Source organism: Gilliamella sp. wkB178, from assembly GCF_001690705.1.
Lineage (GTDB): Bacteria > Pseudomonadota > Gammaproteobacteria > Enterobacterales > Orbaceae > Gilliamella > Gilliamella apicola_K.
The window spans coordinates 1-25740 of record NZ_LZGK01000001.1; the positions used below are offsets into that span (position 1 = coordinate 1).

21 protein-coding genes, 1 rRNA gene and 1 pseudogene are annotated in these 25740 nt (G+C 35.3%); 9 read left to right on the forward strand and 14 right to left on the reverse strand.

The genetic code is table 11. The annotated features are described in order from the left end of the window. The 11 genes and pseudogenes from A9G13_RS00005 to tsaE form a co-directional block, all read right to left on the reverse strand. Window positions 1-775: ribosomal RNA gene (locus A9G13_RS00005) — 16S ribosomal RNA — on the reverse strand; the annotation flags it as partial. 312 nt (window positions 776-1087) lie between these two features. Beyond that, window positions 1088-2269, reverse strand: coding sequence for a formate-dependent phosphoribosylglycinamide formyltransferase (purT, locus tag A9G13_RS00010; RefSeq protein ID WP_065555591.1), 1182 nt, complete (start codon window positions 2267-2269; stop codon window positions 1088-1090). A gap of 90 nt (window positions 2270-2359) precedes the next feature. Next, entirely contained in the window at window positions 2360-3658 is a 1299-nt protein-coding gene (locus A9G13_RS00015; protein WP_065555592.1) for an adenylosuccinate synthase, read from the reverse strand. 18 nt (window positions 3659-3676) lie between these two features. Then, the gene (gene hflC / locus A9G13_RS00020) at window positions 3677-4627 is read right to left on the reverse strand and encodes a protease modulator HflC (RefSeq protein ID WP_065555593.1); all 951 of its coding nucleotides are present in this window, start codon (window positions 4625-4627) and stop codon (window positions 3677-3679) included. A 13-nt stretch (window positions 4628-4640) separates the two neighbouring features. Continuing rightward, window positions 4641-5894, reverse strand: a complete 1254-nt coding sequence (gene hflK, locus A9G13_RS00025; RefSeq protein WP_065555594.1) for an FtsH protease activity modulator HflK — start codon at window positions 5892-5894, stop codon at window positions 4641-4643. A gap of 23 nt (window positions 5895-5917) precedes the next feature. After that, window positions 5918-7213, reverse strand: coding sequence for a ribosome rescue GTPase HflX (gene hflX / locus A9G13_RS00030; protein ID WP_065555595.1), 1296 nt, complete (start codon window positions 7211-7213; stop codon window positions 5918-5920). Window positions 7214-7234: 21 nt separating this feature from the next. Then, window positions 7235-7480, reverse strand: coding sequence for an RNA chaperone Hfq (gene hfq / locus A9G13_RS00035; RefSeq protein WP_065555596.1), 246 nt, complete (start codon window positions 7478-7480; stop codon window positions 7235-7237). Window positions 7481-7777: 297 nt separating this feature from the next. Then, window positions 7778-8698: a tRNA (adenosine(37)-N6)-dimethylallyltransferase MiaA gene (gene miaA / locus A9G13_RS00040; RefSeq protein WP_065555597.1), complete on the reverse strand. Its 921-nt coding sequence runs from the start codon at window positions 8696-8698 to the stop codon at window positions 7778-7780. Then, window positions 8695-10548, reverse strand: a complete 1854-nt coding sequence (mutL, locus tag A9G13_RS00045; RefSeq protein ID WP_065555598.1) for a DNA mismatch repair endonuclease MutL — start codon at window positions 10546-10548, stop codon at window positions 8695-8697. Before mutL ends, miaA begins: the two co-directional genes overlap by 4 nt. Before the next feature lie 20 nt (window positions 10549-10568). Continuing rightward, window positions 10569-11261: pseudogene (locus tag A9G13_RS00050) on the reverse strand (N-acetylmuramoyl-L-alanine amidase); the annotation flags it as partial. Window positions 11262-11340: 79 nt separating this feature from the next. Further along, on the reverse strand, window positions 11341-11817 hold the full coding sequence (gene tsaE / locus A9G13_RS00055; protein WP_442902781.1) for a tRNA (adenosine(37)-N6)-threonylcarbamoyltransferase complex ATPase subunit type 1 TsaE: 477 nt from the start codon (window positions 11815-11817) through the stop codon (window positions 11341-11343). Between the two features lie 133 nt (window positions 11818-11950). Between tsaE and tusB the strand changes: the two genes are divergently transcribed. From tusB to A9G13_RS00070, 3 genes are all read left to right on the forward strand, one after another. Continuing rightward, a complete protein-coding gene (gene tusB, locus A9G13_RS00060; protein WP_065555601.1) occupies window positions 11951-12232 on the forward strand; it encodes a sulfurtransferase complex subunit TusB in 282 nt (93 codons plus the stop codon). Window positions 12233-12316: 84 nt separating this feature from the next. Continuing rightward, complete coding sequence (locus tag A9G13_RS00065) at window positions 12317-12880, forward strand: Sua5/YciO/YrdC/YwlC family protein (protein WP_065555602.1); 564 nt, start codon at window positions 12317-12319, stop codon at window positions 12878-12880. A 5-nt stretch (window positions 12881-12885) separates the two neighbouring features. Continuing rightward, window positions 12886-13992, forward strand: a complete 1107-nt coding sequence (locus A9G13_RS00070) for an anhydro-N-acetylmuramic acid kinase (protein WP_065555603.1) — start codon at window positions 12886-12888, stop codon at window positions 13990-13992. 39 nt (window positions 13993-14031) lie between these two features. Here the strand turns inward: A9G13_RS00070 and A9G13_RS00075 are convergent, their stop codons facing one another. Together A9G13_RS00075 and hda are read right to left on the reverse strand one after the other, a co-directional pair. Next, window positions 14032-14811, reverse strand: coding sequence for a Cof-type HAD-IIB family hydrolase (locus A9G13_RS00075; protein WP_065555604.1), 780 nt, complete (start codon window positions 14809-14811; stop codon window positions 14032-14034). Window position 14812: 1 nt separating this feature from the next. Next, window positions 14813-15496 carry a DnaA inactivator Hda gene (hda, locus tag A9G13_RS00080; protein WP_065555605.1) on the reverse strand — a complete coding sequence of 228 codons (684 nt, stop codon included), beginning with the start codon at window positions 15494-15496 and terminating at the stop codon, window positions 14813-14815. Between the two features lie 558 nt (window positions 15497-16054). On the opposite strand from hda, the gene mnmG reads away from it, so the two are divergent. Continuing rightward, window positions 16055-17947 carry a tRNA uridine-5-carboxymethylaminomethyl(34) synthesis enzyme MnmG gene (gene mnmG, locus A9G13_RS00085; protein WP_065555606.1) on the forward strand — a complete coding sequence of 631 codons (1893 nt, stop codon included), beginning with the start codon at window positions 16055-16057 and terminating at the stop codon, window positions 17945-17947. After that, the gene (gene rsmG / locus A9G13_RS00090) at window positions 17925-18524 is read left to right on the forward strand and encodes a 16S rRNA (guanine(527)-N(7))-methyltransferase RsmG (protein ID WP_065555607.1); all 600 of its coding nucleotides are present in this window, start codon (window positions 17925-17927) and stop codon (window positions 18522-18524) included. Before mnmG ends, rsmG begins: the two co-directional genes overlap by 23 nt. Before the next feature lie 44 nt (window positions 18525-18568). Here the strand turns inward: rsmG and A9G13_RS00095 are convergent, their stop codons facing one another. Next, the gene (locus A9G13_RS00095; protein WP_065555608.1) at window positions 18569-19801 is read right to left on the reverse strand and encodes an N-acetylmuramoyl-L-alanine amidase; all 1233 of its coding nucleotides are present in this window, start codon (window positions 19799-19801) and stop codon (window positions 18569-18571) included. Window positions 19802-20153: 352 nt separating this feature from the next. Between A9G13_RS00095 and miaB the strand changes: the two genes are divergently transcribed. The 4 genes from miaB to mrdB are packed head-to-tail and all read left to right on the forward strand — an operon-like array spanning window position 20154 to window position 25738. Continuing rightward, window positions 20154-21581, forward strand: a complete 1428-nt coding sequence (gene miaB, locus A9G13_RS00100) for a tRNA (N6-isopentenyl adenosine(37)-C2)-methylthiotransferase MiaB (RefSeq protein ID WP_065555609.1) — start codon at window positions 20154-20156, stop codon at window positions 21579-21581. A gap of 60 nt (window positions 21582-21641) precedes the next feature. Further along, window positions 21642-22673, forward strand: coding sequence for a PhoH family protein (locus A9G13_RS00105; protein ID WP_065555610.1), 1032 nt, complete (start codon window positions 21642-21644; stop codon window positions 22671-22673). An 18-nt stretch (window positions 22674-22691) separates the two neighbouring features. Further along, window positions 22692-24629: a penicillin-binding protein 2 gene (gene mrdA / locus A9G13_RS00110; protein WP_442902782.1), complete on the forward strand. Its 1938-nt coding sequence runs from the start codon at window positions 22692-22694 to the stop codon at window positions 24627-24629. After that, complete coding sequence (gene mrdB / locus A9G13_RS00115) at window positions 24626-25738, forward strand: peptidoglycan glycosyltransferase MrdB (protein ID WP_442902779.1); 1113 nt, start codon at window positions 24626-24628, stop codon at window positions 25736-25738. Before mrdA ends, mrdB begins: the two co-directional genes overlap by 4 nt. Window positions 25739-25740 lie beyond the last annotated feature (2 nt).

The window sequence follows — 25740 nt, forward strand, 5'->3', positions numbered from 1 at the left end:
GCTCCCCACGCTTTCGCATCTCAGCGTCAGTATCTGTCCAGAAGGCCGCCTTCGCCACCGGTATTCCTCCACATCTCTACGCATTTCACCGCTACACGTGGAATTCTACCTTCCTCTACAATACTCCAGATAACCAGTTTTAAGTGCAATTCCTAGGTTAAGCCCAGGGCTTTCACACCTAACTTAATCATCCGCCTACATGCCCTTTACGCCCAGTCATTCCGATTAACGCTCGCACCCTCCGTATTACCGCGGCTGCTGGCACGGAGTTAGCCGGTGCTTCTTCTGTAATTAACGTCAATTGTTGCACCTATTAGATACAACACCTTCCTCATTACCGAAAGTACTTTACAACCCGAAGGCCTTCTTCATACACGCGGCATGGCTGCATCAGGGTTTCCCCCATTGTGCAATATTCCCCACTGCTGCCTCCCGTAGGAGTCTGGACCGTGTCTCAGTTCCAGTGTGGCTGGTCATCCTCTCAGACCAGCTAGAGATCGTCGCCTTGGTGAGCCTTTACCCCACCAACTAGCTAATCCCATATGGGTTCATCAAATGGCACATGGCCCGAAGGTCCCATGCTTTGGTTTCTCAACTTTATGAGGTATTAGCAGTCGTTTCCAACTGTTGTCCCTCGCCATTCGGCAGATCCCCATACCTTACTCACCCGTCCGCCACTCGTCATCAAGTGCAAGCACTCATGTTACCGTTCGACTTGCATGTGTTAAGCCTGCCGCCAGCGTTCAATCTGAGCCATGATCAAACTCTTCAATTTAAAGTTTGATGCTCAATAACTGTCTCTGACATATTCAAATGAATCTTCAGTGTCACTTATCAAGACTTAATTTTTTAAGTCCGTAGACTTTTAATTTTTTCGTCTCGTAAGTGCCCACACAGATTGTCTGTTTCTTAATTTTTAAAGAGCTGACAGCTTCTTTTACTTTAACTTCCTTCAACCTCTCGGCTGATTCAGTTTGCTGTCTCAAGGGTTGCGTATGTTACTCATTTCACCTGCTTACGTCAACCCCTATTTCTGCTTTTTTAATTATTTTAAATCAACTGATGGCTTTTTACCCAAATTGCAATATTACAAACTAATTTTTACTTGATTTGCTACTTTAATAGCTTTGTTAACTGCTTGTTTAACATTTAATGCCCGAGCCAACGCAACCCCCATTCTTCTGGTACCTTTTACTTCAGGTTTACCAAATAAGCGTAAATCGGTTTGTGGTTCATTTAATGCTTTATCTAACTCACTAAATGTGACTTGTTTCGAATCACCATCAACTAAAATAACTGCTGATGCACTAGCACCAAACTGTTCAATAGAAGTTATTGGTAATCCTAAAATAGCTCTGGCATGTAAAGCAAATTCAGATAAGTTTTGCGAAATTAATGTCACCATACCTGTATCATGTGGACGGGGAGAAACTTCACTAAACCAAACTTGATCACCTTTAACAAAAAGTTCCACACCAAATAATCCACGACCACCTAAAGCAGCCGTTATTTTAGTAGCAATTTCTTTAGCTAATGCTAAAGCTGGTTTAGACATTTGTTGCGGTTGCCAAGATTCTCGATAATCACCTTTTTCTTGACGGTGGCCTATCGGTTCACAAAATGCAACCCCATTAATATGTCTAATGGTTAATAATGTAATTTCATATTCAAAATCTACGAAACCTTCAATAATGACTTTTCCACTACCAGCACGCCCACCTTCTTGCGCAATTTTCCAAGCAGCATCAAGATCGGTTACATCACGTAATAAAGATTGCCCCTTTCCAGATGAACTCATAATCGGTTTTACTAAACACGGGAAACCAATTTTTTTTACCGCATCTCTATATTCAGTTTCAGTCGTAGCAAATTGATAAGGTGAAGTAGGTAAGTTAAGTGTTTCTGCAGCTAGACGACGAATGCCTTCGCGATTCATAGTGAGTTGTGTTGCCTTTGCTGTTGGGATAACCGTAAATCCCTCTTTTTCCAACTCAACCAACGTTTCTGTTGCAATCGCTTCAATTTCCGGAACAATATAATCTGGATTTTCCGCTTCAATAACTTTTCTTAAAGCATTTCCATCAAGCATATTAATAACATGAAAGCGGTGAGCTACTTGCATTGCTGGTGCATTAGCATAGCTATCAACAGCAATGACTTCACAACCTAATCGTTGTAATTCAATTACGACTTCTTTAGCAAGCTCGCCAGCACCACAAAGTAGGACTTTAGTCGATGAGGGAGAGAGTGGAGTACCTAATTTGGTCATAACTACCTCTAATACTTAACCTATATATTGTTCAATATATGCTAAAAATAAAAATCGGGACTATTATCCCGATTTTTTTATTTTAAAAAATTATACTTGATAAGGATCGCGAAGGATCATTGTTTCACTTCGATCTGGGCCAGTAGAAATAATATCAATTGGCGTCTCTGTTAACTCTTCAATGCGCTTAATATAAGCTTTTGCTGCTTTAGGTAAAGCATCATAATTTTTAATACCAAAAGTTGATTCGTTCCAACCAGGCATTGATTCATAAACTGGTTTAACTAAACTCCATTCTTCAGCCGCTGCTGGAGCTGTTTTAATCACTGCCCCATTTGGCAATTGATAGCCAACACAAATTTTCACTTCTTTTAGCCCATCTAACACATCAAGCTTAGTTAAACAAAAACCAGAAACTGAATTAAGTTGTACCGCTTTACGAACAGCAACTGCATCAAGCCAACCAGTACGACGGCGGCGGCCTGTAGTCGCACCAAATTCATTTCCCTGTTTACAAAGATATTCACCAATATCATCAAATAACTCTGTAGGAAAAGGCCCAGCACCAACACGGGTAGAATAAGCCTTAACAATTCCTAATACATAACCAACATAACGAGGGCCGAATCCAGAACCGGTTGCCACGCCACCGGCAGTAGTATTAGAAGAAGTAACAAAAGGATAAGTACCATGATCAATATCAAGTAAAGTACCTTGTGCACCTTCAAACATGATTTTTTCACCCTTTTTACGGGCATCTTCTAAAAGCGCAGGGATATCAGCAATCATCGCAACAAGAACATCAGCAATTGCAAAAGTATCTTCTAGTACTTTTTGATAGTCTACTGGTTCAGCTTTGTAATAATTAACTAATTGGAAATTATGGTAGTCCATAACTTCTTTTAATTTATCAGCGAATGCAGCGCGATCCCGCAAATCGCCAACTCGCAATCCTCGGCGAGCAACTTTATCTTCATATGCCGGACCAATACCACGACCAGTAGTGCCTATTGCTTTATTACCGCGAGCTTTTTCGCGGGCTTGATCAAGTGCAATATGGTAAGAAAGAATTAACGGGCATGATTCAGAAATAAGTAATCTTTCTCGGACAGGAATACCTTTAGCTTCCAGTGCTTTCATCTCGTTCATTAATGCATCTGGGCACAGTACTACACCATTGGCAATAATACTCATTACGTCTTTGTGTAATATTCCCGAAGGGATTAAATGCAATACTGTTTTTTCACCATTAATCACTAAGGTATGACCAGCATTATGACCACCTTGATAACGGACCACATATTTGGCTTTTTCGGTAAGCAAATCAACAACTTTTCCTTTGCCTTCATCACCCCATTGCGTGCCTAGAACAACAACATTATTACTCATAAATATTTACTCATTAAGTTATTTATTAGATTTTAATTTCATATATCGAAAAAATTCACTATCTGGACTAATAACCATAACATCGTTGCCTAAAAAACTTTGTTCATAAGCTTTTAAACTACGAATGAAACTGAAAAATTCCATATCTTTACCAAAAGCATCAGCATAAAGTTTGGCGGCATTAGCATCACCTTCACCACGAATTGTACGAGATTGCCGTTCTGCTTCAGATAATATTTTTGTTGCTTTAAGAGTAGCTTTAGCCCTTTCTTCTTCAGCTTTTCTCACACCTTCAAAGCGTTTATCTCGAGCAATAACTCCACGTTCAGACCTCATCATTTCATAAATCGATCCGGATACTGCTGGAGGAAAGTTGATTTTTTTGATACGTACATCAATTACTTCTACACCAAAAGCTCTTAAACTAGTTTTGTTACTTTCAGGATCTTTTTTGGTATCAGCAACTAATTTATCAATAGGTACATTATCAATTGTTTCTTGCGATGTTCCATTTAATGCATCTTTAACTTTAATCATCAAAGAATTTCGGGATTTGGTATCGGCATTGGAATCATTAATAATATCTTTATTACTTAATTTACCAATTTCAGCGCGTAACCGACCATTTAATCTAGCTAAGAGTAAATCTTCAACATTATTACCACCAGCTACTGTTTCATAATAGCGATTAAAATCAACAATCTTCCATTGTACAAAATAGTCCACAATCAGTTCTTTCTTCTGAACATTAAAAAATCTTTGTTCAGAACTATTGATTGTTTGAATCTTAGCATCTATAACTTTAATACTATCCATGCCAGGAATTTTAAAATGCAATCCAGAATTAGATAACCCAATAATTTTATTGAACCTTAAAACTACACCACGAGTACCTTCTTCAATAACATAAACACTTGAAAAAAATATTCCTACTAATATTAAAACTACCGGAATCAATAATTTACGCATACTCATTTTCTCCTTATCGTCCCATAAATCGCGAGGTTCGCGTAGTTTTACCAGTAGAATTATTATTATGAGTTGAATCACCACTCGGTGTTTCACTCTTAACTTCTGGCGTAATGTTTAGTGGATCAGAAGAACTTGGCATATTAAAATTATATTCACTATTCGAGTTTGATAAATTGCTAGAATCAGTAACTTTTTCACCTTTATTGTTTAATAATTGTTCTAATGGTAATACCATTAAATTACCACTTTTATCATTAACAATAACTTTATTCGTTTTAGCTAAAATTCTTTCCATGGTTTCAATATATAAACGTTCTTTAGTAATTTCCGGAGCCGCTTTATATTGAGGCAATATTTTTTCGAATCGCGCCACATCACCAGAAGCTTCAAGTTCAACCTTAACCTTATAGGCATTGGCATCGGCTAAAATTCTGGCAGCACGACCTTCAGCTTGTTGCACTAGCTGAACTTTATCAGCTTCAGCTTGCTTAATTTCACGCTCACTATCGCTCTGAGCACGAATAGCATCTTCATAAGCGTCTTGTACTTCTTCTGGTGGACGAGCAACTTGGAAGTTCAAATCAACAATGCTAATTCCCATATCATAATTATTAATAACATTCACTAATTCATCTTTAGTACTAGTTTCAAGTGCGGCTCGCCCGTCAGAAATAATTGCATCTATATTAGAACTACCTACCGTAGTTCTTAGTGCACTATCGGCAGCTTGACGTAAACTATCTTCAACATTGGTTACATTAAACAAATACTTTAAAGGGTTACTAACTCGGTACTGTACATTCATCTCAACAAAAACCAAATTTTCCCCAGTTGTATCGGAGGTGACAGTTGTAGCGGTTGTAATAATAGAACCTCCTACGTTAAAATTACGCGTACCTTGAGTATCAACAATATACACTTTATCAATTAATGTTGGTTTCCAATTTAATCCTGGTTGAATAATTTCAGGCTGAACTTGCCCAAAGCGTGTAATCACACCACGTTGGCTTTGATTAATAGTATAAAAACCACTCACCCCCCAAACTAAGATTAATACAACAATAACTGCCCCAATAATTTTAGAGGTATTCATTGGCAATTTAATTCCTGATGAACCACTGTTATTATTGCTGAATTTACCTTTTTTTAAGAGATCTTTAATTTTATCCAATAAACCAGCCGATGAACCGGAAGGTTTTTTGTTATTATTATTACCCCATGGATCGTTATCTTGTCCGTTATTTCCGGGCTGATTCCACGCCATATTTTATATGCTCCATTTAACAATTAGTTGTTATTTTGCGTTTTAATTAAGTATAACAGATCTGGCTCTTGTTTACAGAGGCGATTCCATTCTATTGCAGGCATTCTCACATCTAAGTGAAAACTTCCATCATCATTAATAAATTCATGTTCCACTGCATTAAGTTGATAAAAGCGACTTCTTAACCTAGATAAATAGGTTGGTAAATTTAATTGACAAACTTGAATTTGTCTAGCAAGCCTTTCTTTTAATGCAATAAATAGTAGATCTAATCCTAAACCATTTTGTGCCGAAATCCAAACTCGAATTGGCATTCCGGATTCATCTCGATCAATTGTTGGTTGTTTACCTTCAATTAAATCTATTTTATTCATGACTAACAGTGTAGGGATCTCATTAGCTTCGATTTCCACCAGCACATCATCAACAGCATGTATATTATCTAACAAATTAGGATCCGCGGCATCTACTACGTGTAATAGTAATGCTGCTTCTTGAGTTTCGAGTAAAGTTGCTTTAAAAGCAGCGATTAAATCATGAGGTAAATGTCGGATAAAACCTACAGTATCGGCAATGACTACTTCACCGACATCATCAACAATAATACGTCTTAATGTTGGATCTAAAGTAGCAAATAATTGATTAGCAGCATAAACATCCGCATTGGTTAACATATTAAATAGTGTTGATTTACCTGCATTAGTATAACCAACTAATGATACCGTTGATAAATCGGCTTTATTGCGCGATTGGCGATTTTGATTGCGTTGTTTTTCAACTTTAGCCAACCTAGATAAAATTAATTGAATTCGCTGACGAATTAAACGTCTATCTGTTTCTAATTGAGTTTCACCCGGCCCGCGTAAACCTATTCCACCTTTCTGCCTTTCTAAATGAGTCCAGCCACGTACTAAACGAGTAGAAAGATACTGCAATTGCGCTAACTCAACTTGTAATTTACCTTCATGAGTTCTGGCTCTTTGAGCAAAAATATCCAGAATTAATCCCGTTCTATCAACAACACGGCATTCACATAGTTTTTCAAGGTTACGCTCTTGAGTTGGTGTTAATGTATGGTTAACTAAAATTACCGAAGCTTCTAGCTGTTTAACTTTTTCGGCAATTTCTTGTGCCTTACCTTCACCAATGAAATATTTAGCTTGTGGTGCTTTTCTTGAGGTTGTCACAATATCAAGGATCTGAATTTGAGCTGAAGAAACTAATACTTCAAATTCTTTAAGATCCTCGATATCGCTTTCTTGAGGGAAAAATACATGGACTAATAAGGCAGCTTCACCGCCTTTATATCGCTCAAACAATCAAACTCTCCACTGAAATTATCAGCTTTCGCTTTCCTCTTCAGGTTGAGATACCAACCCAGAAATAGGTCTTGATGGTACGACTGTTGAGATAGCATGCTTATATACCATTTGACTTACAGTATTTTTTAATAAAATAACAAACTGATCAAAGGATTCAATTTGCCCTTGTAATTTAATACCATTAACTAAATAAATCGATACTGGAATATGTTCGCGACGTAGCAAATTTAAATAAGGATCTTGTAATGACTGCCCTTTTGACATGAGTATTTCCTTTAAGTGAAATAAAATAAAAAATAAGATGAAGAAATATAACTGTACTCGCAAAAAAAACTTTTATCTGACTGCGAAACGTCAAGATATTAGCCATTAAGTTAACATAAAAAACATCGTTCTTGAACTAATCAATAAAAATTTATGCACAAATACCTAAAAATTGAATAAACAGCCACCCAAAAAACAAATAAAAACACTAAAACATTAGTCTTATCACAAACTTTTTAACAGAATTTATTGATCATTAAAATATAACAATTCAATAAAAATCGCATATATATTTATCTATTCAGAACTAAGTAAGTGATCAAATATGACATCAAAATTATCATTATTTACCCAAGTAATTGGCTGCTTCCAACCACGTAACCAGGTAATTTGCCTTTTAGCTAATTGACGGGTAGCACAAATTCCTTTAAATACCATTTCATCATAACTAGTATCACCCTGTAAATACTCCCACATTTGCCGATAACCTACACAGCGTATTGATGGTAAATTTGTATGCAAATCCGTTCGTTGCATTAAAGTTTTTACTTCTTGTTCAAAGCCTTGCTCTAACATCTGTAAAAAACGTTTTTCAATACGTTGATGCAAAATAGCTCTATCCTCTGGCATAATAGCAAACTGCATAATTTCATATGGCAAAGCTTCACCGCTATCTTGAGTTAATTCAGTCAAACTTTTACCAGAAATTAAATAAACTTCTAAAGCTCGATTAAGACGTTGGGGATCATTAGGATGGATTCTGTCGGCGGCTATAGGATCAACTTTTTTTAATTGCTCGTGAATAGCTTGCCACCCTAATTTACTAGCTTTTTCCTCAATCTGTTGACGAATCTCACTATTTGCTGCTGGAAGTGGTGAAAGACCTTCAATTAAGGCTTTAAAGTAAAGCATAGTACCACCAACTAACAGAGGGATTCGGCCATTATTTAATGTTGTTTCTATTTCAACAATGGCATCTTGTCTAAAATTAGCGGCAGAATAACTCTCGGACGGATCACAAATATCAATTAATTTATGTGGATACTTTTGTTGTTCTTCTTTAGTCGGTTTAGCGGTACCAATATCCATACCACGATAAATTAATGCCGAATCGACACTAATAATATCAATTGGATAACGTTCATAAAGAGCCATAGCAACGGCAGTTTTACCAGACGCCGTTGGCCCCATTAAAGTAATAATTTTGGGTTTATTCATGATAAAATTGATTGAGTAAAAAATGAAATATCAATTGAATGTAAAAAGGTTTCTTGTTGTAATAAATTAATATCTATTTGTTCCAATTGTGCCAATAATTGAATAACTTTTGCAACATTCCAACTCGCTTCATTACTAACATCATTCTGACTTGCTAGCCAACTTGCTATCTTGGTAGGATTTAAAACCTCATGTTCTGGTGCTAATATAAAAGTAATTAATGCAGGTAACAATTGCTGCCAATTCCTCGCCCTCAACATCTTAGGCACACTATGTAAATGTAATTTTGCTTCATCAATATCAAAATCAAAACCTAAAAAGATCAATTGCGATTTATAATTATCGAGTATTTGTTGCTCTTTAAGATTAACTAAAATAGTTAATGGAATAAGTAGCTTTTCCGATTCTTGTGATAATAACTTGATTGCTGTTACTCTTTGCTGAGCAATAGGTAAATTCATCACCATTAATTTTTGCTGATTATTTTCATACTTTTCCAACAAAGCAATACTAGGTTGAATAACGGTTAAAACTCTACCTAATTGAACTAAAGAAGAACAGTCAATTTGCTGTTGTAATGATTGTAAAGGTGTATTACGTTTAGGGAACAACGATTCAATAACCGCTTGTTGTGATGACGTTATTAGTTTATCTTCTTGTGACGATAGCAGAGGTTGATTTGTTTCAGATTGATTTATTTCAAGCTCATTATCCACAGTTACTAACTTAGCATATGCCGTATTCTCTTTTAGGTGATTGCTGGCTTTTTTAGGTAATTGGCTAGTCGTTAAATAAGTTTTATCTTTAGACTGTTGATTGAAAATATTTTCCCCAGCAGCTTGTCGATTAGGCGTTATCGTAATCTTATCATCGCTAACCGATAAATGAGATTCTAATGCCATTACAATTGCTTGGTAAACGAAATCATGAACTAATCTTGCTTCATGAAAGCGCACTTCATGTTTAGATGGATGAACGTTAACATCAACTTGCTTAGGATCAAGCTGTAAAAAAACCACATAACTTTGTTGTTCATTTGTGCGACTAGTATAAGCTTGACGTAAAGCATGATTAAGTAATTTATCTTTAATCACTCGTCCATTAACATAAAAATATTGCAGATCACTTGTTTCACTTCTTGCTACCCAACCTTGAATCAATAAATCATCATGTTGCCAATCCAATGTGACTGCTTTTTGCATAAAAGCACGCCCGCAAACTAACTCTACTCTTTTTGCAAGCACCGATGAACGGTATTGTTTAACTAATTTACCATTATGTTGCAAATTAAAAGTCACATCAGGACGAGCAAGGGCAATACGCTTTACAAATTCCTCAATATGCATAAATTCTGTTTTTTCAGTCTTTAGAAAACGACGTCGAGCAGGCGTATTATAAAACAGATCTAATACTTCAACAGTGGAACCAACCGGGTGAGCAGCTGGTTTTATTGTAGGCGTCATATCACGCCCTTCAGCATAAACTTGCCATGCTTCTGACTGTTCTGCTGTACGCGATGTTAATGTCAAGCGAGAAACTGAACTAATACTAGCTAATGCTTCTCCGCGAAATCCTAAACTTATAATAGCTTCTAAATCATCCAAGGTACTAATTTTACTGGTTGCATGCCTAGCAAGCGCAAGAGCCAATTCATCTTTAGCAATACCACAACCATTATCCCGAATACGAATTAACTTACAGCCACCTTGTTCCAGATCAATATCAATTTGAGTACTACCTGCATCAAGACTATTTTCCACTAGCTCTTTAATCACAGAGGCCGGACGTTCTACCACTTCACCAGCAGCAATTTGATTGGCTAATTGTGGTGATAGAATTTGAATTGCCATTAATGTTGTTCTCCAAATTTAGGATTTTGCCTGACATAATTTTTTACACCTTGATAAATCGCCTTAGCAATCTTATCTTGATGTGCATTACTCGCTAATAAACTTTCTTCACCTTCATTAGATATAAAGCCAACTTCAACCAAAATTGACGGAATATCAGGTGATCGCAACACACCTAAACTAGCATGTTCTGGTCTACGTTTATGGAGTTTAATTGAACTAGTCATCTCTTTTAATACTTGAGTTGCTAATTCATAACCAACCCGTTGCGAATAAGAAAATTGCAGATCTAATACCGCTTGGCTCAAATGAGGATTATGATCATCACTTAATGCATCCCCCGCCCCCCCTAATAACTGGGATTGCTTTTCACCTTGTTCAAGCCAACGACCAAGTTCGGTATCAGCACGTTTGGTCGAAAGAACCCAAAGTGAAGCTCCTGAAGCACTACGATCCGGTGCTGCATCCGCATGAATTGAAATTAACAAATTTGCCTTATTTTTACGCGCAATTTCTGACCGTTGAAAAACAGAAATAAAATTATCACTACTGCGGGTTAATACCCCTTTAAAATTCGGATCTTGATTTAATAAATTAGTTAACTTCTTAGCTATTGCAAGCGTAACTGTTTTTTCATATAACTTATTTTTACCAACTGCACCAGAGTCTTTACCACCATGCCCAGCATCAACGGCAATGACTACTTTGCTAGCATAAGTAGAACAACAAAGTAGTAATAACATAAAAAAAGTAAGTAATTTTTTCATTTATCTCATTTCTTATGGTTAGTCATTATTGTAAATAATTAATAATCGTTTTACCCTTTTCACTTTTAGCCCGCACCGAAACTGTACGTTCAAGTGCAAAATAGGTCAAATGAATTTCAATATCAGCATCTGGTAATAAACCTTCAGCTTGCTGTGGCCACTCAACAAGGCAAATAGATCGAGAGGAAAAATATTCCCGTATTCCCATAAACTCTAACTCTTCTGGATCAATAAGCCTGTATAAATCAAAATGATAAACTGAAAAATCCTTAAATTGATAAGGTTCAACTAACGTATAAGTTGGACTTTTTACCGTGCCAGAATGCCCTAATTGTTGTAAAAATCCACGACTAAAAGTAGTTTTACCGGCACCTAGATCACCAATCAAATAGATCACAATAGCACTATCATGACCAGATAAATAATCTAAACAACAGCTAGCTATTTGTTTACCAAATGCAATTGTTTCTTGCTCATTAGCTAAAATAATAGGTTTCATGATGGATTTTTTGCCCAATAAATGTTAATTATTATATACTAATTACCATTAAATATGAACGGAACAACGTTATCTCGAATCTCGACAATTTATTATAGATAATTCATATATTCCAGTATAATAAAAGTGTGAATTTATGTTACATACCATTACAACATCTAATCTATCAATAACGGAATTACAATTAATATCAGCGCATGATGTGGTATTATTTTGGCAGAATGGCGTCGTTATTTCATTGCAAAATAATTTATTATTAAATAATATCTTAGAAAAAACCACTAATTGCTATGTTTTAGACAGCGATATTATTGCTCGTGGCTTAGAGTCATTTATAGATCCAAGGTTAAAAGTTATCAATATGCAACAGGCCGTTGAATTAACAGCTAAATATCACCCACAAATGCATTGGCAATAAATAAAATAAAATCGAAATAACACCACACTAAATTGCAAATTCTATTACCCCAGTTTAATATATTTTCATTTGGCTTAGCTTAAAATGGCAAATATATTAACCTTAGCGGAAAGTAATGAATTATTAAATAAAGGCAAAGTACTTGCCTATCCAACCGAAGCTGTTTTTGGTCTTGGTTGCGATCCTGATTGTGAATCCGCAGTATTACAAATACTGGCATTAAAACAACGGAACATTGAAAAGGGTTTAATTTTAATTGCTAGTCATTATCAACAATTAATACCCTATATAGATGAATCAGCCATTACTAATGAACAAAAACACCAAGCTTTAGCTAGTTGGCCAGGACCAGTTACATGGGTCTTTCCTAAAAATAAAAATACTCCTTATTTTTTAACGGGTAAATTTGCTTCAATTGCGGTGCGAATAACTGATCATCCTGTTGTTATAAATCTATGTAATCTATTTGGTAAACCATTAGTTTCAACCAGTGCTAATCTTTCTGCTCATGAACCTTGCCGCACGGCAAATGAAGTAGCAAAACAATTTGGCAAACATTTTCCCATTTTACAAGGTGAAACCGGTAAAAGATCACAACCATCAGAAATTAGAGATATAAAAACGGGTCAAATCATTCGTCAAGGATAATTTTTATGCAAAACTTATATATTGGAGTAATGTCCGGAACTAGCATGGACGGAGTTGATATCGCTCTAGTTGATATCACTAGTTTGCGAATCTCTTCCATAGCCAGCAATTGTTATCTAATGCCGTTGGATCTACAACAATCATTGCTCACTCTTTGCCAAACAAAACAAACAACATTACAAAATTTAGGTGAACTTGATCACCGCCTTGGTGAACTATTCGCGCAAAACATTAACCAATTTTTAGCAGAACATAAAATAGATAAAAATCAAGTCAAAGCCATTGGCTGCCACGGACAAACCATCTATCATGCACCCACTGGTAGTTACCCATTTACCATGCAAATAGGAGACGCCAATATCATTGCAGCTAAAACAGGCATCATCACTATTGCTGATTTTCGTCGTAAAGATATTGCCTATGGTGGCCAAGGGGCACCATTAGTACCCGCTTTTCATAAAGCAGTACTTTACAATCCTAATATTAATCGAGTAGTACTGAATATAGGGGGAATAAGCAATATTTCAGTATTATTTCCCAATCAAACAGTTATAGGCTATGACACCGGGCCAGGTAATGTATTACTAGATGGTTGGATTCATCAAAATACCGGGCAAGCCTATGATCGAGATGCCTTATGGGCAAAAACCGGTAACATTAATAATGAATTACTCAATAAATTATTACAAGAAGATTACCTACAATTACCAGCGCCTAAAAGTACTGGTCGGGAATTATTTAACTTACCCTGGTTAAATCAAAAATTAAATGGATTCAATATTAAAGCTGAAAATATTCAAGCTACCTTAGTTGAATTTACCGCTCTAACTATAGCTAATGAAATTAATAAATTATCATTAACAAACAATTTACCTTGTGAACTTTTAGTTTGTGGTGGTGGAGCTAAAAATCCACTAATTATGCAAAGATTGTCCATTTTACTGCCAAAATGGACCGTATCAACTACCAATGAAAAAGGTATTAATAGTGATGATATGGAAGCTATTGCTTTTGCCTGGTTAGCTTATTGTAGAATTAACAATATTGCATCTAATATTCCCGAAGTAACCGGAGCTAACCAAGCTGTATGCTTGGGGGTAATTTATAAATAAGCTTATTTCTAAAAATTAATTTTAATAATTAAGTAAAGCTTAAATCAAGCCAAACTTTTGTAACGCTTTAGCAATACCATCATTATTATTAGTATCGGTAACAAATTCAGCCTGATCTTTTAGCTCACTAACAGCATTAGCCATTGCAATAGGATGATCAACAGTTTGAAACATTTCAAAATCATTCATACCATCACCAAAAGCATAGGTTGGTACATTAGTAAAACCTTTTTTATTCAACAACTGAATAATACCATTAGCTTTAGAACCCCCATGATTAAAAACGTCAACACAGTAAGGAGTATTGCGAATAAAAGTTAATTCAGGGAACACTGCCGTATAATTGGATTCACCTTCTTCACACAACAACAATAACATCTGTATAGGTTGGCTTAAATAAACTTGATCATCAACTGGAGGAACTTTGCGTTTAATATAATCATAAAATACTTCTGCTGGCTGAGTATGCTCAGAAATACGTATCATTTCATAATTTAAAAAAGATAAAGGAATATTCATTTGTTGTTTCGAAAAATGATATATTCGGGAAATAACATCTTTATTAATATTATTGGCAAAAACTTTTTCACCTGCATAAATAACCACTTGTCCATTCATACCTATAATTGAATCGATTTGGGTTTTATGCAATAAATCAGCTACTTCACAAGGTGAACGCCCAGTAGCAATAATAGGGATAATATTATTCTTTTTTAATTTTATTATAGCTTCTAAAGAACTAGATAGTACGTTTAAATTACTATCAAATAAAGTTCCATCTAAATCGAAAAAAACGATAGCTTCGGGTTTTTTACTCATTTTACAAATCCAAAATATTTTTAATAAAAGGAATAGTTAATTTCCGTTGTTGAGCTAAAGTTGCGACTTCAAATTTTTCTAGCAAAGAAAATAAAGTACGCATATCACGATTAACCCGTTTTAATAAAAACAAACCTACTTCTGTTGATAATTCAAAACCACTTAATTTAGCTCTTAATTGTAAAGCTTTGAGTTTATCATCATCACTTAATTCTTTTAATTGATATACTTGCCCCCAAGATAACCTAGAAACTAGATCTGGTAGACTAAAAGCAATTTGTTTAGGGGGTGCGCTCGCAGTAATTAATAATTTGCTAATATTTTTTTCAGTTAAACGATTAAATAAATCAAAAACAGCCTCTTCCCAATCTCGATAACCAGCTATAGCATCAATATCGTCTAAACAGACCAAATCATAATTATCTAAACCTTGCAAAATATCAGGAACTAACTGATTATGTTTTTTTAACGGAATATAACTTGCTAGTTTATTTTGACATGATGCATGTAATAAATGAGTCCGACCTGCAGCGCTAGCCGACCACATATAAAAAGCTTTAAAACCTTTTTCTACTAATAATGATTGCAATGAATCAAACAACAATTGATTATCACCCACATAAAAACTAGTTAAAGTTTCACTATTAGGTAATAAAAAAGGTAAAGGTAGCTGTGAAAGAGTAATAAAATAGCCTCAAAATAAAAAATAATCGTATTAAGTATAAATTTGCTTTTACAAAAAGCAATCACTTTATATAGAAAACAAAAAATCAAAAATAGTTGGTTAAATTATATAACAACAACAAATAACCAAGATTAAAATATAACCAATAAAAGCTAAAATTTAAGCAAACAAATTTAATTTTTGTGGATAACTCTGTTTAAAATCCCCCTAACAAGTTGTGATAAGCATATTAATAACCTAAAAAATAAATATAACTGTGGATAACCACATGAGTTATAAACAAGTTTAAATAACGAAAAAACCGATCAATTAACAGAATTAGACGATCTATAAGATCCTATAAAATAATTACTAAATCTAGTTATACACAAAAACGATCCACACTAATAACAATAAAAATAAAAAGATCATACAAAAGATCTTATTTAATTTAACTAACGATCAAATTAGATCATTTGACGTAGCCAAAAAGATGAGTAAAATTCCTTACGCAAATTAAATCAGATCATCACATCTAAAATAACGATCAGCATATACAAAACAATAACGAGGCTTTTTATGTTTTATCCAGATCTTTTTGATGTCATCATTGTTGGTGGCGGTCATGCAGGTACAGAAGCAGCAATGGCATCAGCGAGAATGGGAAGAAAAACATTACTTTTAACCCACAATATCAACACATTAGGTCAAATGTCTTGTAATCCTGCAATAGGCGGCATTGGTAAAGGGCATTTAGTTAAAGAAATTGATGCTATGGGTGGATTAATGGCTCATGCTATTGATCATGCTGGGATCCAATTTCGGATCTTAAACAGTAGTAAAGGTCCTGCAGTTAGAGCTACCCGTGCGCAAGCCGATCGATCTTTATATCGAAAAGCAGTTAGAACAGCACTAGAAAACCAACAAAATTTAATGTTATTTCAACAATCAGTTGAAGATGTGATTATTGAAAACGATCAGATCACCGGTGTTATTACGCAAATGGGCGTTGCCTTTAAAGCTAAAGCAGTAGTATTAACTACAGGAACTTTTTTAGACGGTAAGATCCATATTGGACTAGATAATTATAGTGGTGGTCGTACTGGTGATCCTGCTTCCATAGGATTGTCCAAATCGTTACACCAATATCCATTTAGAATGGGTCGCTTAAAGACAGGTACACCACCGCGTATTGATGCTAGAACCATTGATTTTTCACAATTAGGAACTCAATATGGTGATGATCCGGTACCAGTATTTTCATTCTTAGGCAAAGCAAGTGAACATCCACAACAGATCCCTTGTTATATTACCAGTACCAATGAAACTACTCATGAGATCATTCGTAATAATTTAGATCGTAGCCCAATGTATACTGGTGTGATTGAAGGAGTTGGACCAAGGTATTGCCCTTCAATAGAAGATAAAATCATGCGCTTTGCTGATCGTAATTCGCATCAGATCTATTTAGAGCCAGAAGGATTAGATAGTAACGAAATTTATCCTAATGGGATCTCAACGAGTTTACCATTTGATACTCAGCTAGCTTTTGTTCGTAGTATGAAAGGGCTTGAAAACGCCAATATAGTAAGGCCAGGCTATGCGATCGAATATGATTATTTTGATCCTCGGGATCTTAAACCAACATTAGAAAGTAAAGTGATCAAAGGGCTGTTTTTAGCTGGTCAAATTAACGGCACTACTGGTTATGAAGAAGCCGCTGCCCAAGGTATGCTTGCCGGACTTAATGCAGCGCGTTTTGTTTATGATCAAGATCAATGGTACCCAACACGCGATCAGGCTTATTTAGGCGTGTTAGTTGATGATTTATGTACACTTGGTACCAACGAACCTTACCGGATGTTTACCTCACGAGCCGAATATCGCCTAATGTTACGTGAAGATAATGCCGATATTCGCTTGACTGAAATTGGCCGCAATCTTGGTATGGTTGATGATTATCGTTGGCGACGGTTTAATGAAAAATTTGATGCGATCGAGCAAGAAAGATCACGGTTACGCGATATTTGGGTTCATCCACATATTGAATCAATCGATGAAGTTAATGCCGTATTAACGGCTAATTTAACCAAAGAGGCTAATGGTGAGGAGCTACTTAAACGCCCGGAAATGAATTATCAAACCCTTAAATCATTATCACTATTTGCGCCAGGTTTAACTGATGAACAAGCTGCTGAACAAGTTGAAATTCAAGTTAAGTATGATGGTTATATCAAATTGCAAATTGAAGAAATTGAACGCCAAAAACGTAATGAAGAAACCTTAATTCCGGCACATATTGATTATGCAGAAATTTCCGGTTTATCTAATGAAGTTGTAGCTAAATTAAAACAACATAAGCCAGTCTCAATCGGTCAGGCTTCTCGAATTTCAGGTATTACCCCTGCGGCTATTTCAATGTTACTGGTTTATTTAAAAAAGAAAAATTATGTTAAAAAAGAAACTCACTAGTTTAATCGATCAAATGGATTTTAAGATCTCAGATCAGCAAATAGATCTCCTAGTTCATTATGTCACTATGCTTGATAAATGGAATAAGGCTTATAACTTAACTGCGGTTCGCGATCCTAATGAAATGTTGGTTAAACACATCATGGATAGTTTAGTTGTTTCCCCTTATTTGCAAGGTAAAACCTTTATTGATGTGGGTACTGGTCCTGGTTTACCGGGGATCCCACTAGCGATCATTAATCCGGATAAACAATTTGATCTGGTCGATAGTTTAGGTAAAAGGATCCGTTTTTTAAAACAAGTACAATTTGAATTAAAATTAACTAATATAAATCCACTACAAAGTCGCATTGAAGAATATACTCAAAAACAATTTGATGGCGTGATTAGTCGAGCATTTGCATCCTTACAAGATATGTTAACGTGGTGCAAGCATTTACCCAATCAACAAGGATCTTTTTATGCTTTAAAAGCCAATGATATAGATCCTATTCCGGCAGGATTTACGCTTAACCAGAAGATAAAATTAAAGGTTCCGGGGTTAGATGCGCCAAGATGTTTAGTAATCATCCAATAATTTTATACTGAAACGTATACTTCTCAGGAAACATCTTTACAAAATTAATTTTTACGTTTTTTCAGATAATCTTTAACACCATCAACAATTGCTTTAGATACTTGATTTTGGAATGAAGCTGTTTTTAATTTTTGTTCTTCTGAAAGGTTACTAATGAAACCTGTTTCTATCAAAATAGATGGAATATCTGGCGCTTTTAAAACTGCAAAGCCAGCTTTTTCAAGAGCTGGTTTATGTAACTGATTGACACCTTTTATCCGGTTTAAAATAGAGTTACCTAACAACACGCCATTGCTAATAGTGGTTTTTTGAACTAAATCTAAAATAGTATTATCTAAATATTTGTCTCCACTCTTACTTACGCCACCTATTTGGTCAGCTTTGTTTTGTGTTTGCGCTAAATAGCTGGCTGCAGAGCTGGTTGCCCCACGAGTGGATAATGAGAATACTGACGATCCTTTTACTGATCTATTAGCAAAAGCATCAGCATGAATTGAAATAAACAGATCTGCATGTAAGGATCTTGCTTTAGCTACTCGCACTTTTAAAGGAATAAATACATCTTCATTGCGAGTCATATAAACTTTTATCTGCGGTTCTTTCTTCAGTAAATTATAAATTCGCCGAGCTATTTGCAAAACAACATCTTTTTCTCGCGTTTTGCTATAACCAATGGCACCAGGATCTTCACCACCATGGCCAGGATCTAACATAACAATAACTGGTGCATTTTTCTTTTTATTGGTTGGTGTTTTTATTTCAGCTTGTTTTTTATTGAGATCACCTTTTTTATATTCTTCTAATAAAGTCAATAAAGGATCATCATCAACGGTATTCGGTTTAGAAGGATAAAGATCTATTACTAAACGATTTTTAAATTCAGCAATTGGGGCTAATGTAAATATATTAGGCTGCACACCTTGTTTTAATTCAATCATAATCCTGACTGTTTTAGGATCAAGCTGTAATACGCGGATCGATTTTATATAAGGATCATGATTTAATACTTTAGCGGTAATGGTTTTTATAGTTGCATTGAGATTTAAGTTATCAATATCGATAGCAATTCGTTCAGGATTACTTAATGTAGAACGTTTATAAGTTAGACTAATATTCGATTCTAAGGTAATTCTGGTATAGGTTGACGATGGCCAAACGCGGACAGCAACCACTTGTGCCATTGCCGCAGCAAAGCCTACTCGAGTAACAGACAATAAACATGTAGCAATAATGCCTTTAATTAACAGGCGCTTTGTTGGACTAAATGTTTTTGACATACCTCAGCACTATTTATTAGTTATTTAAAATAATCGCGAATCATATCACAAATTAACCAGATGTTAAAAAGAATGATTCTCATAATCGATTGTTTTTTCAATGAATAGCTTTTTTTATCATAATTATGTTATTTTTTCTTGCAAAGCTATTTTAGTTATAAATATTAACTGCTTTATAAAGTATAAATTTATTGATATTTGCTATTAGTTAATAAAGATAAATTACAATTTTGTGTTTTCATTTTCATTTTTAATATAGACCCTACAATCACAAAGGATTACAATATAGCTCGCTAAAATCGCGGATTTAAAGCCGTTTTCATTTTAACAATTAACTATAGCTGAGTTATTGATGAGCAAAAAACTACATATCAAAACTTGGGGCTGCCAAATGAATGAGTATGACTCCACTAAAATGGCGGATCTCCTTGAATCTACCCATGGTCTAACTTTAACAGAAAATGCCGAAGAAGCTGATATTTTATTACTTAATACCTGTTCTATTCGTGAAAAAGCCCAAGAAAAAGTCTTTCACCAATTAGGTCGTTGGAAAAACCTTAAGCAACAAAATCCAAATATTATTATTGGAGTTGGTGGCTGTGTTGCTTCTCAAGAAGGTGCTCACATTCGCAAGCGCGCCCCTTTTGTGAATATCATTTTTGGGCCACAAACTTTCCATCGTTTACCGGAAATGATCGAACAAGTTAGAAGTGGTAACGGTAATCATGTTGTAGATGTTAGTTTCCCGGAAATAGAAAAATTCGATCGGTTACCTGAACCACGGAGTGAAGGCCCAACCGCATTCGTGTCTATTATGGAAGGATGTAATAAGTATTGTACCTATTGTGTCGTGCCTTATACCCGTGGTGAAGAAGTCAGTAGGCCTTGTGATGATGTTATTTATGAAATAGCTCAACTGGCGGAACAAGGTGTGCGAGAAGTAAATTTGCTTGGTCAAAATGTTAATGCCTATCGTGGACCAACATTTGATGGTGATATTTGTTCATTTGCTGAATTATTACGTTTAGTTGCTGCCATTGATGGTATTGATCGTATTCGTTTTACTACTAGCCATCCGATAGAATTTACTGATGATATTATTGATGTTTATCGTGATACTCCAGAATTGGTTAATTTTTTACATTTGCCAGTACAAAGCGGTTCCGATCGGGTATTAAATTTAATGAAACGTACTCATACAGCTATAGAATACAAATCGATTATTCGTAAATTACGTAAAGTACGTCCGGATATTCAAATAAGTTCAGATTTTATTGTTGGTTTCCCTGGTGAAACACAGGAAGATTTTGCACAGACTATGAAGTTAATTGCGGATGTTAATTTTGATTTAAGTTATAGTTTTGTTTATTCAGCTCGTCCTGGCACACCAGCCGCCGAGATGGAAGATAATGTTTCAGAAGATGAGAAAAAACAACGCTTATATATTTTACAAGAGCGTATAAATCAGCAAGCAATGCAATATAGTCGCCGGATGTTAAATACAGTACAACGTATTTTAGTTGAAGGTCCGTCTAAAAAGGATATTATGGAATTGACGGGTCGCACTGAAAATAACCGCATTGTTAATTTTGCAGGCCATCCGGATATGATTGGCAAATTTGTGGATGTTGAAATTACTGATATCTATCCAAATTCATTACGTGGTAAAGTTGTGCGTACCGAAGATGAAATGGATTTACGGGTCAGTGAATCACCTCTGTCAATTATTTCACGTACTCGCAAAGAGAATGATTTAGGTGTAGGTATTTACCAACCTTAAAAAATTTTATTATATGAATAAAATAGAAGTGGTTAAAATTAATTATTAGAGGTTTTATTTTTGAATATTACGACACATGAAACCAAGCTAGAACCAGCTGACAATCAACGGCTTAATAGTCTGTGCGGTCCTTATAATGATAATATTAAACTGCTTGAACGCCGGCTTGGTATTGAAATTAATCATCGTAGTAACTTATTTTTAATCACTGGTGATGTACTCAGTGTCAAAGCGACAGATGCAATATTACACACATTGTATAAACAAACTAAAATCAAAGATAAAATCATTGATATTGAACCGGAACAGATTCATTTAGCCATTAAAGAATCAGGAGTCCTTGAGAAAGCCAATGAGCATTTACCAGCCTATGTAGATCAGCATGGGAGCAAACTGGTAATGATTAAAACTAAACGTGGCATTATCAAACCAAGAACACCTAATCAAGCACAATATATTGCCCATGTATTAGATTATGATATTTCTTTTGGTATTGGCCCTGCCGGAACCGGTAAAACTTATTTAGCTGTAGCTGCTGCAGTTGATGCCCTCGAAAAACAGCAAATCCGTCGAATAGTTTTAACTCGTCCAGCGGTTGAAGCTGGTGAAAAGTTGGGTTTTTTACCGGGCGATTTAAGTCAAAAGGTCGATCCATATTTGCGTCCACTTTATGATGCATTATTTGAAATGTTAGGTTTCGAAAAAGTCGAAAAGCTTATTGAAAAAAGCGTTATTGAAGTTGCACCACTTGCTTATATGCGCGGGCGTACTCTTAATGATGCTTTTATTATTCTTGATGAAAGTCAAAATACTACAATTGAACAAATGAAAATGTTTTTAACCCGCATTGGTTTTAATTCAAAAGCGGTGATAACTGGCGACATTACCCAAATTGATTTACCTAAAAATCAAAAATCAGGGTTACGGCATGCTATAGAAGTATTAAGTGAAGTTGATGATATTAGCTTTAATTTTTTTAATAGTGAAGATGTAGTGCGTCATCCTGTAGTTGCGCGAATTGTTAATGCTTATGAAAAATGGGAAGAAAAAGAAATGCAGCATAAGCAGCAATATACAGAAAAAAGTATTTAGAGGAGTATTATTATCTCTATCGCACGCAATAAAAATAGAACTGAGATTCGCGATCATTCAGCAGAAGCTAATCTGTTTTTGCGTAGAGCGTTATTTGCTTTTGTAATGATTATTTTATTGGTTATAGTGTTGCTAGTAAATTTAGCCGATCTGCAGATCTCAAATTTTAGTTATTATAGTACTAAATCTAATAATAATCGTATTGAAATCATTCCTATTCCTCCTAGCCGAGGTATGATCTATGATCGTAATGGCACGCCATTAGCAATTAATAATATTACTTATCAACTGAATATCATTCCCGATAAAATTAAAAATTTAAATGAACAATTTAATGAATTAAAACAGATTGTTGATTTAACTGATGAAGATATCGAAAATTTTCAAAAAGAACGCCGCAATTATAAAGCGCACCGTCCGGTGCCACTTAAAGATAATTTGACCCAAAAGCAAATCGCGCGTTTCGTTGTGGATCAACACCGGTTCCCATTTGTTTCTATAGTGGGTATCCAACATCGTTATTACCCTTTTGGCGCTTCTCTTACCCATATTATTGGTTATATTTCTAAAATTAATAGCCAAGATAAACAACGCTTAGATGATGAAAATAAAACTAGTGATTATGTTGCTACACTAAATATTGGTAAAATGGGCATTGAAAGGTATTATGAAGATGTACTGCATGGTTATCCCGGTTATGAAGAAGTTGAAGTAAATAGCCGTGGACGAATCGTCCGCCAACTCAATCAACACCCACCACAAGCAGGTGAAGATATTTATTTATCAATAAATCTTAAACTACAACTTTATATCGAACAGTTACTCGCTGGTCGCAAAGCTGCGGTAGTAGCGATTGATCCAAATAATGGTGAAATTTTAGCATTAGTTTCCAGTCCAAGTTATGATTCCAATCCTTTTGTTGGCGGTATTTCCAGTGCTAAATATAACGAATTACTTAATGATCCTAATAAACCTTTATTCAATCGCGTATTGTTGGGGGCTTATCCGCCAGCTTCCACTGTTAAACCTTATATTTCTATTGCGGCATTGAGTGAAGGCGTAGTTACTCCCAAAAGTGCAATTAATGATCCTGGTTGGTGGCAATTACCTGGTACCGATAGGCGTTATCGAGATTGGTTGAAATGGGGACATGGGCGTGTAGATGTATTAAAAGCGATTGAAGAATCAGTTGATACCTATTTTTATCAGGTTGCTTATGATATGGGTATTGACCGATTAAATTTATGGATGAGTAAATTTGGTTATGGCGAAAGAACAGGTATTGATATTGCACCGAGTGAAGAAACGCGTGCAGTGATGCCGAGTCGTGAGTGGAAATTAAAACGCCATAAAAAATCATGGTTACAAGGGGATACTATTCCTGTAGGTATTGGGCAAGGTTATTGGACAGCAACGCCAATGCAAATGGCCAAAGCATTAACTATTTTGATCAATAATGGTAAGACTTACACTCCGCATTTTTTATTGTATAAAAAGAGTGACATTTTAAATACTAATCAGGCACAACCCACAGTTAATCAAGATAAATATACCGAAACTAATAGTTTGACTGATGTTAATCCTAATTATTGGGCAATAGCTAAAGAAGGGATGCATCGGGTAATGTTTGGATCACGAGGTACCGCCCGTAAAATTTATGCTGATGCTAAATACCAAGCCGCTGGTAAATCCGGTACCGCGCAAGTTTATAGCTTGAAAGAAGATGAAGTTTATAATGCCCATAAAATCCCTGAACATTTACGTGATCATGCATTATTTGTTGCCTATGCACCTTTTGATAAGCCAACTATTGCTTTAGCTATTGTCCTGGAAAATGGTGGTGGTGGTAGTTCAAATGGTGGGGCTGTGGCGCGAAAAATATTAGATTATTACCTTTTAGGAAATGATTCAACAGAATTGGAAGAACCATCACCCAATACAGGACATGAAGATTGATAATGAATAATATTAAAAAATCATTTTGGCAAAAAATACATATAGATCCGCTGTTTTTCCTATTTGTGGCCTTATTGCTTGGTTATAGCCTTTATATTTTATGGAGCGCGAGTGGGCAAGATATCGATATGATGCAAAGGCGAGTTGGCCAAATTCTTTTAGGCCTGTTTGTGATGATTATTCTGGCGCAGTTTTCTCCTAGAACTTATGAAAAATTAGCGCCTTATTTATATATTATTTGTATTGTGGTTTTATTATTAGTAGATATTTTTGGGTATACTAGTAAAGGTGCACAACGCTGGTTAGATTTGGGAGTATTACGTTTTCAGCCTTCTGAAATTGCAAAAATTGCCGTGCCGTTAATGGTGGCTAAATTTATTAATCGAGAAGGTTGTCCGCCACCATTAAAAACAACTTTACAAACCTTGGCTATTATTGGAGTCCCAACTTTGTTGGTGGCTATGCAACCAGATTTAGGTACGGCAATATTAATTGTGATGTCGGGTATTTTTATTATCTTTTTAGCAGGTATTCATTGGCGATTTATTATTATTGCAATAATTTTAATTGCGGCATTTTTACCGATTATGTGGTTCTTTTTAATGCATGATTATCAGCGGGAAAGAGTATTAACTTTATTTAATCCTGAGCGTGATCCTTTGGGAACGGGTTATCATATAATTCAATCAAAAACAGCCATTGGTTCTGGAGGTTTGTGGGGTAAAGGTTGGCTTGAGGGTACTCAATCACAATTAGAGTTTTTACCTGAACGGCATACCGATTTTATATTTTCGGTAATTGCCGAAGAATTTGGTTTTATTGGTTCAATTATTTTACTGGTTCTCTTTTTATGTTTAATTGCACGTGGGCTAATTATTGCGTCCCAAGCACAAACCACATTTGGAAGAATATTGGTCGGTGGGCTTATTTTAGTATTCTTTGTTTATGTGTTTATTAATATTGGTATGGTCAGTGGAATATTACCGGTAGTTGGTGTACCATTACCGCTAATTAGCTATGGTGGCTCGTCTTTAGTGGTGTTAATGGCTGGCTTTGGCATTATGATGTCTATTCACACACATCGATACATGTTATCTAAAAATATTTAACG